At 69.7% G+C, this 14839-nt stretch carries 8 protein-coding genes; 6 read left to right on the top strand and 2 right to left on the bottom strand.

Translation table 11 applies throughout. The features are described 5' to 3' along the window. Positions 1-2: 2 nt before the first annotated feature. Entirely contained in the window at positions 3-635 is a 633-nt protein-coding gene (locus ACIN94_RS29280) for an SIS domain-containing protein (RefSeq protein WP_400712897.1), read from the bottom strand. Positions 636-804: 169 nt separating this feature from the next. On the opposite strand from ACIN94_RS29280, the gene hypF reads away from it, so the two are divergent. Beyond that, the gene (hypF, locus tag ACIN94_RS29275; RefSeq protein WP_400712894.1) at positions 805-3096 is read left to right on the top strand and encodes a carbamoyltransferase HypF; all 2292 of its coding nucleotides are present in this window, start codon (positions 805-807) and stop codon (positions 3094-3096) included. A gap of 239 nt (positions 3097-3335) precedes the next feature. Continuing rightward, complete coding sequence (locus ACIN94_RS29270) at positions 3336-4163, top strand: metallophosphoesterase family protein (protein WP_400712959.1); 828 nt, start codon at positions 3336-3338, stop codon at positions 4161-4163. Between the two features lie 84 nt (positions 4164-4247). Here ACIN94_RS29270 and ACIN94_RS29265 read toward each other — a convergent pair whose 3' ends face one another. Beyond that, positions 4248-6794, bottom strand: a complete 2547-nt coding sequence (locus ACIN94_RS29265) for an ATP-binding protein (protein WP_400712891.1) — start codon at positions 6792-6794, stop codon at positions 4248-4250. 398 nt (positions 6795-7192) lie between these two features. Here ACIN94_RS29265 and ACIN94_RS29260 point away from each other — a divergent pair, with 398 nt between their 5' ends. The 4 genes from ACIN94_RS29260 to ACIN94_RS29245 all read left to right on the top strand — a co-directional run bounded on the left by ACIN94_RS29260 (position 7193) and on the right by ACIN94_RS29245 (position 14825). Further along, the gene (locus tag ACIN94_RS29260) at positions 7193-9058 is read left to right on the top strand and encodes an ABC transporter ATP-binding protein (RefSeq protein WP_400712888.1); all 1866 of its coding nucleotides are present in this window, start codon (positions 7193-7195) and stop codon (positions 9056-9058) included. Beyond that, the gene (locus ACIN94_RS29255) at positions 9055-10902 is read left to right on the top strand and encodes an ABC transporter ATP-binding protein (protein WP_400712885.1); all 1848 of its coding nucleotides are present in this window, start codon (positions 9055-9057) and stop codon (positions 10900-10902) included. Before ACIN94_RS29260 ends, ACIN94_RS29255 begins: the two co-directional genes overlap by 4 nt. 252 nt (positions 10903-11154) lie before the next feature. Continuing rightward, positions 11155-11346: a hypothetical protein gene (locus ACIN94_RS29250; protein WP_400712882.1), complete on the top strand. Its 192-nt coding sequence runs from the start codon at positions 11155-11157 to the stop codon at positions 11344-11346. A 410-nt stretch (positions 11347-11756) separates the two neighbouring features. Beyond that, positions 11757-14825, top strand: coding sequence for a BTAD domain-containing putative transcriptional regulator (locus ACIN94_RS29245; protein ID WP_400712879.1), 3069 nt, complete (start codon positions 11757-11759; stop codon positions 14823-14825). Positions 14826-14839: the final 14 nt, after the last annotated feature.

Here is a 14839-nt window from a genome sequence, read left to right as displayed (position 1 = left end):
GCTCATCCGGTCGTCCCCCTGTCCGCCTCGCCGCCGAGCGGGCCGGGTAGCTCGAAGAACACGTGCACCAGTTCCCAGAGCACGTGGTAGGTGGTCACGTGGATCTCCTTGACCACGGCGGGATCGTCCGAGGCGGCGATCAGGACATGGTCGGCCGCCGTGCTCCGCGCGATGGGGCCCCCGTCGCCGCCGGTCAGGGCGAGAGTGAACAGACCCAGCGTCTTGGCCATCTCCAGGCCCCGCAGGACGTTCGCGCAACGGCCGTCGCGGGAGACGCCCAGCGCCATGTCCGCCGGATCGGCCCAGCGGTGCACCTGGTGGGCGAAGGTCTCGGCGAGCCCCTCCCGGTTGCTCACCCCGGTGACCGTGGCGGCGTCGTTGCTCAGCGCCAGCGCGGGCAGCGCCCTCTTGCCCATGATGACCGGGTGCATGAACTCCACCGCGATGTGGGCCGCGTCCGTACCACCGCCGCCGTTACCGAAGACGATCAGCTTCCCGCCGAGGCGGAACCGGGCCGCCATGGCATGGCACGCCCGCGCGATGCGCTCGGAGTCGTCCGCGAGGGCGCGGCCGGCGCGATCACGCCGGTCGAATGCCTCGCCGACGGCTAGTTGCATGGTCGATGTCACTGACATATGGACACTCCGTCATTTACGGTAGTCGCCAGATTACGTTGCGTGTCCACAGAGTCGACACCCGGGGGGCTGCAAACCGGAGTAAAGGTCCAATCATGGATGCTTCCTTCTCTCCGGGAACACGCGCGCCCATCGCCCCCTCCCCGGGAATCGCGGAGACCATGGCCGCATGAGCAGCGGACGGGCCCGGGCCGAGCCCCGGACACGGATCAGGATCCGGGTCGAGGGGATCGTGCAGGGGGTGGGTTTCCGGCCCCATGTCCATTCCCTGGCCCGGCGACTGGCGCTGTCAGGGTGGGTGGGCAACGACGGTGAGGGCGTGTTCATCGAAGCCGCGGGCACCTGGGAGAACGTCACGCGCTTCCAGGAGGAGCTGCGGGGTCACGCGCCGCCGCTGGCGGTGATCCACCGCGTCACCGCCACGGCCGTGCCCGCGCGCGGAGACCACGGTTTCCACATCACCGGCAGCAGGGAGGGAGGCGGGCGGGCGACACTGATCTCTCCCGATGTCGCCACCTGCGCCGACTGCCTGGCCGAGCTGTTCGATCCGGCCGACCGCCGCTACCGCCACGCCTTCGTCAACTGCACCAACTGCGGGCCGCGGTTCACCATCGTCCGGGATGTTCCCTATGACCGGCCCGCCACAACGATGGCCGGGTTCGCCATGTGCCAGGAGTGCACGCGCGAATATCTCGACCCGCACGACCGTAGGTTCCACGCCCAGCCGACCTGCTGCCCGGTCTGCGGCCCGACGCTGCGGCTGATCCGCCCCGGCGACCCCGACTGCGAGGGCGATCCCGTCGGGCTCGCGGCCGAGCTGGTGCGCTCGGGCGGCGTCCTGGCGGTCAAGGGCCTGGGCGGCTACCACCTGGCGGTCGACGCCGCCGACGAGGAGGCCGTACGGGCCCTGCGGTCACGCAAGCACCGCGAGGACAGGCCGTTCGCCGTCATGGTCGCCGACCTCGACGCCGCCCGCACGCTGTGCGAGCTCGACCGCGACGCCGAGCGGCTGCTCGCCGGGCCTCGCCGGCCGATCGTGTTGCTGCCCCGCCGCCCGGACGCCCCGCTCGCCGAGGCGGTGGCGCCGGGAGACCACCGTCTCGGCGTCATGCTGCCGTACACGCCGCTGCACCACCTACTCGCCAGGGAGATCGGCCGGCCGTACGTCCTGACGAGCGGAAACCTGTCCGACGAGCCCATCGCCTACCGGGACAACGACGCGTTCATCCGGCTCGCCGGGATCGCCGACCGCTTCCTCACCCACGACCGCCCCATCCATGTCCGCACCGACGATTCGGTGGTCCTCGCGACGCGAGGAGACGGGCTCCCGCTGCGGAGGTCGCGGGGATACGCCCCCGAACCCCTGCGGCTCCCCCATCCCGCACGACGGGCCGTGCTCGCGTGCGGCGCGGAGCTGAAGAACACCTTCTGCCTGGCGAAGGGAGAGCGCGCCTTCGTCTCCCACCACATCGGCGACCTGGAGAACTACGAGACGCTGCGCTCCTTCACCGAGGGGATCGACCACTTCCGGCGCCTGTTCGGCATCATCCCGCGGCTGGTCGCGCACGACCTCCACCCGGAGTACCTGTCCACCAAGTACGCCCTCGACGTGGCCGGAGTCGAACTGGTGGGGGTCCAGCACCACCACGCGCACATCGCCTCCTGTCTGGCCGACAACCGGGAGACCGGCCCCGTCATCGGCGTGGCCTTCGACGGCCTCGGCTACGGCACCGACGGCACCTTCTGGGGCGGCGAGTTGCTCGTGGCCGACCTGACCGGCTTCACCCGGGCCGGCTGCCTGACGCCGGTGCCGCTGCCCGGCGGCACGGCGGCGATCAGGCACCCCTGGCGGATGGCCGCCGCGCACCTGGACGCCGCCTACGGCGGCGCGCCACCCGGCGATCTTCCGGTGCGCTCCCGCCACCGGAGCTGGGACGACGTGCTGGCCGTGGCCAGGTCCGGCGTCAACTCCCCCCTCACCTCCAGCGCCGGGCGGCTGTTCGACGCCGTCGCGGCGATCCTCGGGCTCCGCGACACCGTCACCTACGAGGGGCAGGCCGCGAACGCCCTGGAGCAACGGGCCGATCCCACAGAGGAGTCCGCCTACCCGGTCCGGCTCTCCGGCGCCGGGGAGCTCCTGCTGATCCAGGCCGGCGACCTCGTCCGGGCCGTCGTCGACGACCTGCGCGAACGGACCGACCCGGCGATCGTCTCCGCCCGCTTCCACAACGGGCTCGCCACCGCCACCGCCGCGGGCTGCGCGCAGCTCCGTACGCGGACCGGCATCGGCACGGTCGCCCTGTCCGGCGGTGTCTTCCAGAACCGGCTACTGCTCGGCAGGCTCGTCCGGGCGCTCCGGCACCACGGGTTCCGGGTGCTGACCCACCGCCGCGTCCCTCCCAACGACGGGGGCATCAGTCTCGGCCAGGCCGCCGTGGCCGCCGCCCGCGACCTCCGCTGAACCGGCCGGCCTCCCCGAGTGGGTGCCCCGGGGTGGTCCTGCGCGACTTTACCCGGCGAGCGGCCCCGGTGGTGCGAGTTTCACCATGATCGATCGGATCCTGGACAAACACGTGCCATGGCAAGAAACTGGCCCCGCCCCCGGGGATCCGGGCGGTGCTGCGACATCCCCCGGCCCGACCGAAGGAGAACGACCTTGACGGCAGGAGCGCCCATCGAATCGTCGAAGACGGCACACGTATGACGTCGCTGCTGGCCATCAGCGATCTGCACATCGGCTACCAGGAGAACCGGCGCATCGTCGAGGAGCTACGGCCTGCCTCCGGCACCGACTGGCTACTGGTGGCCGGGGACGTCTCCGAGAAGGTCGCCGACGTGGAGTGGGCGCTGCGCCTGCTCAGCGAACGCTTCGCCAAGGTGGTGTGGGTGCCGGGCAATCACGAGCTGTGGACCCACCCCAGCGACCCGGTGCAGCTCCGCGGCGAGGAACGTTACCGGCACCTGGTGAAGCTCTGCGGCGACCTGGGAGTGGTGACCCCCGAGGACCCCTACCCGGTGTGGGACGGGCCCGGCGGGCCGGTCACCGTCGCCCCGCTGTTCGTGCTGTACGACTACACCTTCCGCATGCCCGGCGTCGCGACGGCGGAGGAGGCGCTCGCGCTCGCCTACGACAGGGGGGTGGTGTGCACCGACGAGATGTTCCTCCATCCCGACCCCCACCCCTCCCGCCCCGCCTGGTGCTCCGCCAGGATCGCCGAGACCGAACGCCGGCTGGCGGACTGCTCCCCGGACCTGCCCACCGTGCTCGTCAACCACTACCCTCTGGTCCGCGAGCCGACCCTGATCATGCGTCACCAGGAGTTCACCATCTGGTGCGGCACCGAGCGGACAGCCGACTGGCACGTACGCTTCAACGCCCACACCGTCGTCTACGGCCATCTGCACATCCCCCGCACCACCTGGCACGACGGCGTGCGTTTCGAGGAGGTCTCCCTGGGCTACCCCCGCGAATGGCGGCCCCGTCCCACCCCGCCCGGCCGGCCCCGCCAGATCCTGCCGGCACCGTGAGCCCTGTCGTCGGCGAGAGGATCCCGCCGGGGCCCGCGGGAACCCCGGGATCCGCGTCCCCGTCGTCGAGGACGGGGACGCGGGTCAGGTGCGTGCCCTGGAGGAGAGGGGCAGCGTAAGAGTCATGGTCAGGCCTCCCCCCGGTGTCTCCTCCGGTACGAGGGTGCCGCCCATGACCTCCGCGAGCCCCCGGGAGAGCGCGAGGCCGAGGCCGACACCGTCGTGGTCGTCGCGGTCTTCCAGCCGCTGGAACGGCATGAACACCCGGTCGTATGCCTCGCGGGGGATGCCCGGGCCGCGGTCGATGACGCGGATCTCGGCGTGGTCGCCGTACCAGCTCGCGGTGAGGAGCACCTGCTGGCCGGCCGGGCTGTGGCGCACGGCGTTGGACATCACGTTCGCCAGGATCCGCTCGGTCAGCGACGGGTCGGCGAGCACCTCGGGTAGTTCCGGTGGGACGTCGCTCTCGATGCGGTCGCGGAGCGGGCCGAGGTCGTCGATCGAGCGCGTGATGATCTCGTCGAGCGCGACAGGCTGGAGGGTGAGGCCGAGCGCGCCGGCCTGCAGGCGGCTCATGTCGAGCAGGTTGGCGACCAGCCGGTCCAGCTTGACCAGGGATTCGTCGGCGGTGGCGAGCAGCTCGTCCCGGTCCGTCCGGCTCCACTCGATCTCGCTGTTCCGCAGACTGTCGATGGCGATCCTGGCCGAGGCGAGCGGGATGCGCAGGTCGTGGGTGACCGCGGCGAGCAGCGCGGTGCGCATCTTGTCGGCCTCGGCCAGCGGCCCGACCTGCTCGGCCTCCTCCTCCAGGCGGTCCTGCCGCAGGGCCACGGCCGCCTCGGCGGCGAACGCCTCCAGCACCCGCCGATCGGACGCCTCCAGCAGCCTGCCCTGTACGGCCAGCACCAGGTGCTCGTCGATGACCACGTCGGTGTCGGCCGCCCCCGGGCAGGTGCAGGGGGCGGCGCCGGCGGGGTCGGTGGCGACGATCCGCCAGGCCTCGGGGTCCGACTGGTCGTCCGGGCCGGGTGCGCCGCGCCGCTCCAGCAGCGTGACCGAGGTCAGCGCGAAGGTCTCGCGCAGCCGGGCCAGCAGGGACGGCAACGCCGCCTCGCCGCGCAGCACGTGGCCGGCCAGCGTGGACAGCACCTCGGCCTCCGTGCTCGCCCGCGCCGCCTCCCTGGTGCGGCGGGCCGCCACGTCCACAACCCCGCTCACCATGACCGCCACCAGGACGAAGACGCTCAGCGTGAGCGCGTTGGGCGGGTTGGAGATGGCGAACAGGGTGAACGGGGTCGTGAAGTAGTAGTTGAGCAGGAGGAATCCGGCCACGGCGGCGGTGACGGCCGGCCACAGGCCGCCCACCAGCGCCACGCAGACGACCATGAGCAGGAACAGCAGGAGCTCGCTGGGCATGGTCAGCTCGCCCCTGAGGGGGATCAGCACGGCGATGAGCGCGGGGACGCCGAGCAACGCCATGGCCCATCCCGCGAGCCGGCGCGATCCGGGTAGCGCGGCCCTCGACCGGACGTGCCGCACGCCCTTTCCGGCCTCGGCGTGGGTGATGATGTGGACGTCGATGGAGCCGGACATCGCGGTGGTGGTCACTCCGACACCCCGGAAGAAGATCTGGGCGAACCGGCCGCGCCGGGAGGCGCCGAGTACGAGCTGGGTGGCGTTGACGCCCCGGGTGAAGTCGAGCAGGGCACGCGGGACGTCGTCGCCGACGACCTGGTGGTAGGTGCCTCCCATGCTCTCCACCAGCGCGCGCTGGCGTACCAGGCTCGCCGGATCCGCCTCGGCCAGGCCGTCGGCCCTGGTGACGTGGACGGCCAGCAGGTCGGCGCCCTTGGTCCGGGCCGCGATGCGGGCGGCCCGCCGGATCAGCGTGGCCCCCTCCGGGCCGCCGGCCAGCGCGACCACGACGCGCTCGCGGGCCTCCCAGGCCCCCGCGATGCCATGCTCGGCGCGGTAGCGGTCGAGCTGGTCGTCGACCTTTTCCGCGACCCAGAGCAGGGCCAGCTCCCGCAGCGCGGTCAGGTTGCCCACCCGGAAGTAGTTCGACAGTGCCGCGTCGATCTTCTCCGGCGCGTACACGTTGCCATGCGCCATCCTGCGGCGCAGTGCCTCGGGCGTCATGTCGACCAGTTCGACCTGGTCGGCCCGCCGGACCACCTCGTCGGGCACGGTCTCGCGCTGCGGCACCCCGGCGATCTGCTGGACGACGTCGTTCAGCGACTCCAGGTGCTGGATGTTGACGGTGGAGATGACGTCGATCCCGGCGTCGAGGATCTCCTCGATGTCCTGCCAGCGCTTGGCGTTCTTCGAGCCGGGCACGTTGGTGTGCGCCAGCTCGTCGATCAGGACCACCTTCGGCTCACGCGCGATGACCGCGTCCACGTCGAGCTCGGTGAAACTCGCCCCCCGGTAGACGACGGTCCGGCGGGGGACGACCTCCAGGCCCTCGATCAGCTCGGCGGTGCGGGCGCGGCCGTGGGGCTCGACGAGACCCACGGCCACGTCGGTGCCCCGTGCCAGTCTCCGGTGTCCCTCCGCGAGCATCGCGTAGGTCTTGCCGACCCCGGGGGCCGCGCCCAGATAGACACGTAGCTGCCCCCGCGCCCTGTTCATCGGCTGCTCCTTTCCGATCACCTTTCGAGCCGCCCGCTCCAGGTGGACGGTTCCCCCTGCTTCGATCATCCCCCGCCGGGGTTGGGCGATACCCACCGGTCCCGGGCTCCCACCCTCCGTGCGGACGGCCTCCGGTGCCGACCGGTCCGACACCTGAGTGGGGACTCGGAGTTACAGGACGACCACTGTCAGGACAATTGCCGACGCCATGTCAGAGCGCGGAGACTCTGGAAGTCACCTCACGTCGAGCAGGCGGCCGGGGGGACCCCGGTCCGGCAGGACAGTGCCGAGACCCGCGACGCGGAAATCCGGTTGACGGGGGTCTTAGCCTTAGTGGGCCCTTGGCCCGGAACGGCGATCAACTCAAATGAGACCGGTAAGGAGTGTGCTGCCTGCTGATGCCCCCTGATACCACCGCTCCCGAGCGAGATATCGAAGCCCATCAGACCCCGGACCCCAGCCCGCACAGCGTCAGAACCAACTCGCTGTGGCGGTTGAAATCCTATCTCCGCCCATACCGGACCCGCCTGCTTCTCATCTGGATATCGGCCCTGGGCGGGATCGGGATCGGGATCGTCATCCCGCTGATCGGCAAGGAGATCATCGACGGCCCCGTCGCCCGCGGTGACACCGGAGCCCTTCTCCCCCTCGCGCTCCTCGCCCTGGCGCTGGGAGTACTGGAGGCGTTCTTCGTCTTCCTGCGCAGGTGGTTCCTGACCGAGGGCGTCCTCGGCCTGGAGACCACGATCCGCGACGACCTCTACCGGCACCTGCAGCGACTGCCGATGAGCTTCCACGGTGCCTGGCAGTCCGGCCAGCTGCTCTCCCGCGCGACGACCGACCTGTCGGTGATCCGGCGCTTCCTCGGCTTCGGGATGCTCTTCCTCGTCCTGATATCCATCCAGATCGTGACGGTTACGGGGCTGCTGCTGCACATGTACTGGCCGCTCGGCCTGCTGGTCGCCGCAGCGGCGCTACCGGTCGTGGTCACCTCGCTGCGCTTCGAGCGGAGCTACATCGTCGTCTCCCGCCAGGTCCAGGACGAGCAGGGTGACCTCGCCACCGTGATCGAGGAGTCCGCGGTCGGTATCCGTACGATCAAGGCCTTCGGCCGTGGCGGTCACGTCTTCGGCACCTTCGACGACGGAGCTCGCAGGGTTTACCGGACCTCGATGGAGAAGGTACGGCTGTCGGCGCGGTTCTTCACCTTCCTGGAGGTGATCCCGAACGTCACGCTCGCCGTCGTGCTGCTGCTCGGCGCGCTCGCGGTCGGTTCGGGCTCGCTGACGCTGGGCACGCTGGTGGCGTTCACCACGCTGATGCTGCAGCTGGTGTGGCCCGTCTCGGCCCTCGGCTTCATCCTGGTGATGGCCCAGGAGGCGATGACCTCGGCGGACCGGGTCATGGAGGTGCTCGACACCGAGCCGGAGATCACCGGAGGCACCGGCGTGATCGAGCGTCCTCGCGGGCATCTCCGTTTCGAGGGCGTGGAGTTCCGCTTCCCCGGCGCAGCCGGGCCGGTGCTCCGCGACGTCTGGCTGGATGTGCGGCCGGGAGAGACGGTCGCGGTCGTGGGCGCGACGGGTTCGGGCAAGACCACGCTGACCGCCCTCGTCCCCCGGCTGCACGACGTCAGCGCGGGCCGGGTCACGATCGACGGGCACGACGTGCGGGACCTGTCGCTGCCCACCCTGCGCTCCATGGTCGCCACGGCCTTCGAGGAGCCGACCCTGTTCTCCATGAGTGTCAGGGAGAATCTCACGATTGGGCGACTCGACGCCTCCGAGGAGGAGATCGAGGAGGCGTTGCGGATCGCCCAGGCCGGGTTCGTCCACCAGCTGCCGTGGGGGCTGGAGACCAGGATCGGCGAGCAGGGCATGTCCCTGTCCGGCGGCCAGCGCCAGCGCCTCGCCCTGGCCCGTGCGGTCCTGAACCGGCCGAAGGTCCTCGTGCTGGACGACACCCTGTCGGCCCTGGACGTCGAGACCGAGGCCCTGGTGGAGGAGGCGCTGCGGCACGTCCTGCGGGACGCCACCGGGATCGTCGTCGCGCACCGGGCCTCCACCGTGCTGCTCGCCGACAAGGTGGCCCTCCTGCTGGACGGCACGATCGCACACGTCGGCCGCCACCAGGAGCTGCTGGCGAGCGTGCCGGAGTATCGGGCTCTGCTCTCGGCGGACCTGGAAGGCGACCCGGACGGCCCGGATGACCTGGACGACCTGGATGACCTGGACGACCTGGACAGCGAGGGGGCGCTCCGGTGAGCCGGACCACGACACAGGACTGGCGCGGCGTCGCCGCCGAGAACAAGGACGATCTGTCGGATCAGGTGTCGTTCCTGCTCCGCGCCCGATCCAGGCGGCTGCTCGGCGAGCTGCTACGGCCGTACCGCAGGGAGATCACCCTACTCGTCGCGATCATCGTGCTGAGCAATGCCGCCTCCCTCGCCATTCCCTACCTGGTCAAGGTGGGTATCGACGCGGGCATCCCGCCGATGATCTCGGGCAGGGGGCCGGCCACGCTGGTGGCGGTCGTCGCGGCGGTGCTGGCGGCGGCGGTCATCCAGGCGGTGACCCGGCAGGTGTTCCTCAGGATGGCGGGCCGCATCGGCCAGAACATCCTGCTGGAGCTACGACGTCGTGTCTTCGGCCACTTCCAGAAGCTGTCACTGTCGTTCCACGACGACTACACCTCGGGCCGGGTCGTGGCCCGTCTCACCTCTGACATCGAAGCCATCTCCGAGATGCTGCAGTCGGGTTTCGACGGCCTCGTCACGGCCGTGCTGACGCTGACCGGCACCGCGGTCCTGCTGCTCGTCCTGGACGTCCACCTCGCCGTGGTCGCCCTGCTGCCCCTGCCGGTCCTGGTGCTGTTCACCCGCTGGTTCCGGCGGCAGTCGAGCATCACCTACCGCAGGACCCGGGAGACCGTGGCACTGGTGATCGTCCACTTCGTGGAGTCGATGACCGGTATACGGGCGGTCCAGGCGTTCCGCAGGGAGCCGCGCAACCAGGAGATCTTCTCCCAGCTCAACGCCGACTACCGGGACGCCAACGTGCGGAGCATGCACCTCATCGCGCTCTTCATGCCGGGCGTCAAGCTGATCGGGAACGTCACGATCGCCGCGGTCCTGTTCTACGGCGGCTGGCTGGCCATCGGCGGCGGCATCACGGTCGGCGTGCTCGCCGCGTTCCTGCTCTACCTGCGCCAGTTCTACGAGCCGATGCAGGAGATCAGCCAGTTCTACAACACCTTCCAGTCGGCAGGGGCGGCCCTGGAGAAGCTCTCCGGCGTGCTGGAGGAGAGGCCGGCGGTGGCCGAGCCGAGCGACCCCGTCACGCTGGAACGGCCCCGGGGGGAGGTCAGGTTCGAGGAGGTGGAATTCTCCTATCTGGACGGCACCCCGGTGCTGCACCGGATGGATCTGGCGATCCCGGCAGGGCAGAGCGTGGCGCTGGTCGGCACCACCGGGGCGGGGAAGACCACACTGGCGAAGCTGGTCTCCCGGTTCTACGACCCGGTGGCCGGCCGGGTGCTGCTCGACGGGGTCGACCTGCGCGACCTTGGCGAGGACGCGCTGCGCGGCGCGGTGGTCATGGTGACACAGGAGAACTTCCTGTTCACCGGCTCGGTCGCCGACAACATCAGGTTCGGCCGGCCCGGTTCGGCCATGGCCGAGGTCGTCGAGGCCGCCCGGGCGATCGGGGCCCACGACTTCATCTCGGCGCTTCCCGACGGCTACGACACCCAGGTCGCCAAGCACGGCGGCCGACTGTCAGCCGGACAACGGCAGCTCGTGGCGTTCGCCCGGGCCTTCCTCGCCGACCCCGCGGTGCTGATCCTCGACGAGGCCACCTCCAGCCTGGACGTTCCCGGCGAGCGGCTGGTGCAGCGGGCGATGCGGACGATCCTGGCGGACCGGACGGCTCTCATCATCGCCCACCGGCTGTCGACCATCGAGATCGCCGACCGGGTGCTCGTGATGGACGGCGGCAGGATCGTGGAGGACGGCCCGCCCGACCGGCTCATCGCGGACGCGGGCCGCTTCGCCGGTCTGCACCAGGCCTGGCTGGACAGCATCTCGGATCTCCCGAACGTGCCCGGCTAGTCCGGGCACGTTCGGACATGGCGAGGAGTCCCACACGGGCAAGCCCCGGCGTGGAGAGAACCGCGGCGGCCCCGCGGCGGCAGGCCCCGGTCCGCTTCACGGCCAGAGACTTTCTCACCCTTTTGAACTGCGCCGATGGTGCGGCAGAAGCGATCCGATAATGACTGAATGGCGGGGGGTGCGACGTTTAAGTTGCAACAATCGGCCGACCTGATATCACAGGCCACCGCGACAGACAAGAGGTCAAAAGAAATGAGCGACCACACCAGCAGCCGCGTCTTCCGCTTCGCTTTCTCCGCCATTATCGCCACTGCGGGCCTGGCGGCCGTGAGCGCCACCGGGATCACAGCCGCATCCGCCTCGGATGTGCAGCATGCTTCCGACCTCACGCCGTCGCCGAGCCCGACGGTCCTCCCGAATGGCGACCCGTGGGGAAAGGAATGAGCCGGTGAGCTCATGAAGTGACTGTCGCGGGTTGGCACAAACCGCCCATACGGCCGGAAACACTATGTTTCCGGCCGTTCTTTCTTCTCTTACATCGGCGGAAATATGGTCACAACAGCAGTTGAACTCATTGGAGTCGTATGGTGCCTCTGTGGCGTGAAACCATGCGAAGCAGTACACTCCACACCAAAGTAATACATTACACACGGGGTGACTCTGATATCGGTAAACCAGCGGCCACGGACAGGACGGGGCCATCAATGAAAATTGTCGTTACAGAGCCGATTCCCCTGTGCCTCCCTGAGACGCACACCTGACACTGATGTTGTACGGACGGCACTTCTCTCGCATCGGGGAGTGCAGGGGCTTTCGCACAAGCCGGGGTTGCGTGTTTTCTTCAAGGAGATGCGGTGGAATTTCGCCTTCTCGGGCCTCTGGAGGTCGCTGCCGGCAGTCAACGGCTGGACCTCGGAGGCATCAGACAGCAGACCGTGCTCGCTCTGCTCCTCCTCGACGCCAACCGCGCGGTCACCACCGGCCGCCTCATGGAGGCGATCTACGGAGACGATCCGCCGACCACGTCACGGGCTCAGGTGCAGATCTGCATATCCGCCCTGCGGCGCCTGTTCCTCGCCCACGGCAGCGCCGACGTCATCTCCACCCAGGCCCAGGGATACGCGCTCCAGGCCGACAGCAGCCAGATCGACTCGCACCGCTTCGAGAGTCTCATCCTCCAGGCCCGGCGCGCCCGTGAGGGCCGCAACCTCGACGAAGCCATAGACCGCTACCGCGAGGTGCTCACGCTCTGGCGTGGGCCCGCCCTGAACGGCATCGAGAGCAGGCTCGTGCAGTCGGCGGCGAGCAGGCTCGCCGAGCGCCGGATCACGGCGAACGAGGACTGCGTCCAGCTCGAACTGGACCTGGGAAGGCATCACGAACTGGTCGGCGAGCTCAACGAGCTCGTGCAGGAGTATCCGCTGCGTGAGCGGCTCCGCGGTCAGTTGATGCTGGCGCTGTACCGTTCGGGACGCCAGGCGGAGGCACTGCAGGTCTACCGGCTCGCCCGGCGCACCATGATCGAAGAACTGGGGATCGAGCCCGACGAACGGCTCCAGCAGCTCGAACACGCCATCCTCACCTCCGACGAGAGCCTCGACCTCCCGGCGGCACCTGCCCGCGCCATCGGGGAACTGACGGCCCGCGTACCGAGCATCCCCGGCATGCTTCCCACCGACATCGCCGATTTCACCGGCCGTACCAAGCAGATCGACGACATCCGGCAGTGGCTGACGCTCACCTCCTGCGACCGCTCCCACTTCGCCGTACCGATCATCGCGATCGTCGGGAAGGCCGGGGTCGGTAAGACCACCGTCGCGGTGCACGCCGCGCACAACGTCGCCGACCATTTTCCCGACGGGCAGCTCTATGCCGACCTGCACGGAGGCGTCTCGCGCCCGACCAGTCCGATGCAGGTGCTCGAACGTTTCCTCCGCGTGCTCGGTGTGCCCGGCACCGCGCTCCCCGACGGCCTGGAGGAGCGGGCCGAGATGTACCGCGCTCTGCTCGCCGACCGCAGGATGCTGATCGTTCTCGACGACGCGGGCAACGAGAGCCAGGTCCTGCCGCTGTTGCCCGGCAATCCCGCCTCAGCCGTGATCATCACCAGCCGGAGCAGGTTCGCCGGCCTGGCCGGCGCGATCCACGTCGACGTGGACGTCTTCGACTCCAGCCAGTCGATAGACCTGCTGTCACGGATAGCCGGGGTCGAGCGGGTACAGTCCGAAGCGGAGTCCGCCGCTGCTCTGGCCGAGCTCTGCGGCCGGCTCCCCCTGGCACTGCGCATCGCCGGCGCCCGCCTCCTGGCGCGCCCTCACTGGAGCATCGAGCAGCTGGTGGACCGGCTCGAGGACGAGACCCACCGGCTGGACGAGCTCAGGCACGGCGATATGGGGATCAGGGCCAGCATCTCGCTGACCTACGACAGCGCGGGCAAGGATGCCCAGCGGCTCTTCCGCCGGCTGGCGATCCTGGACTCCCGGCTCTTCCCCGCCTGGATCAGCGCCGCCCTCCTCGACCTGCCCTTCAGCGACGCCCAGGACCTGCTGGACGACCTGGCCGACGCGCAGCTGGTCGAGACCACCGGGGTCGGGCGAGGCGTGCACACCCAGTATCGATTCCACGACCTCATCCGGGTGTTCGCCCGGGAACGCCTCGCCGCGGAAGAGCAGGCCGCCGAGCGCAGCGCGGCACTGGGCCGCGCACTCGGCGGCCTGCTCTTCCTCGCGGAGGCAGCCCGTCACCGGGAGTACGGCCCCGACATCCTGGTCCGCAGCGAGGCCCCCCTGTGGTCGATGCCCAAGAAGCTGGTGGACCAGCTGGTGGCGGCGCCGCTCTCCTGGTTCGAGCGCGAGCGGATGATCCTGGTGTCCAGCATCCGGCAGGCGGCACAGGCGGGCTTCGTCGAGCTCTGCTGGAGCCTTACGGTCAACGCCGTGGCATTCTTCGAGGCGCGGGTCTACCTCGACGACTGGCGCGAGACCCACGAGATCGCCTTGGCAGCCAGCCGGCAGGCCCGGGACAAGCGAGGCCAGGCCGCGGTGCTTCACTCAATGGGATCGCTGGCCATCACCGAGCAGCGGTTCGACGACGCACAGCGTGATTTCGAAGCGGCGGTCAACCTGTTCCGGGAGATCAACGATGATCGAGGGGTGGCCATGGCCATCCGCAACATCGGGTTCCTGGACCGGATGAACGGCCGCTTCGACGAGGCGGCCGCACGCTACCAGTGGGCACTGGAGATATTCCGCGACATCGGTGACCAGGTCGCCGCCGCCTACTCACTCCACAACCTGGCCCAGCTCCGGCTGGAGTTCGACGACCTCGACGGCGCCAAGCAACTGCTGTCGGAGGCGTTGCGGCTCAGCGGTAACGGGGGCAGCAGAAGGGTGAAGGCACAGGTCCTGCACCGGATGGGCCACACCCATCTCCAGGCGGACGAACCGGCTCTCGCGGCATGCGTGTTCGACGAGGCGCTGACCGTCGTCAGGGACCTCGGCGACCCCACGGGAGAGGCGTACGCGCTACACGGACTGGGCATCGCGCGGCTACGGCAGGGCATGCTGAAGGAGGCGGAGAGCGCGCTGCGCCACTCCCTGATGCTGGCCAACACGTCAAGCCAGCGGCTCGCGGAGGCACGGGTGCTGGTCGGACTGGGCGAGCTGGCTCTCGCGAACACCGACCCGGCACAGGCCGTGTCACACTTCCAGCAGGCCCTGTCCCTGTACGAGAGGATACGGGTCCCGCTCCACGAGGCCCGCACCCTCATCATGATCAACAACGCGCACCTGGCCGCCGGAAACAAGTCCGCGGCACGCGAAGCGCTGGTACAGGCGCTCGCCCTGACCGACAGCATGGATTCTCTGGCGGCCGACCGGATACGGGAGCAGCTCACCGAGGGGTTACGCCTCCCGGAGAGGTGAGATCCTCAGGGCGC

This window comes from Streptosporangium sp. NPDC087985 (assembly GCF_044741965.1).
In the GTDB taxonomy this organism is placed as follows: domain Bacteria; phylum Actinomycetota; class Actinomycetes; order Streptosporangiales; family Streptosporangiaceae; genus Streptosporangium.
The sequence above is the reverse complement of the archived record's forward strand: the minus strand, read 5'-3'. Positions and strand labels throughout refer to the sequence as shown.

Coding starts and splice junctions, on each gene's coding strand:
- ACIN94_RS29280 (WP_400712897.1), bottom strand. CDS start 635: ATGTCAGTGACATCGACCATGCAACTAGCCGTCGGCGAGGCATTCGAC.
- hypF (WP_400712894.1), top strand. CDS start 805: ATGAGCAGCGGACGGGCCCGGGCCGAGCCCCGGACACGGATCAGGATC.
- ACIN94_RS29270 (WP_400712959.1), top strand. CDS start 3,336: ATGACGTCGCTGCTGGCCATCAGCGATCTGCACATCGGCTACCAGGAG.
- ACIN94_RS29265 (WP_400712891.1), bottom strand. CDS start 6,794: ATGAACAGGGCGCGGGGGCAGCTACGTGTCTATCTGGGCGCGGCCCCC.
- ACIN94_RS29260 (WP_400712888.1), top strand. CDS start 7,193: ATGCCCCCTGATACCACCGCTCCCGAGCGAGATATCGAAGCCCATCAG.
- ACIN94_RS29250 (WP_400712882.1), top strand. CDS start 11,155: ATGAGCGACCACACCAGCAGCCGCGTCTTCCGCTTCGCTTTCTCCGCC.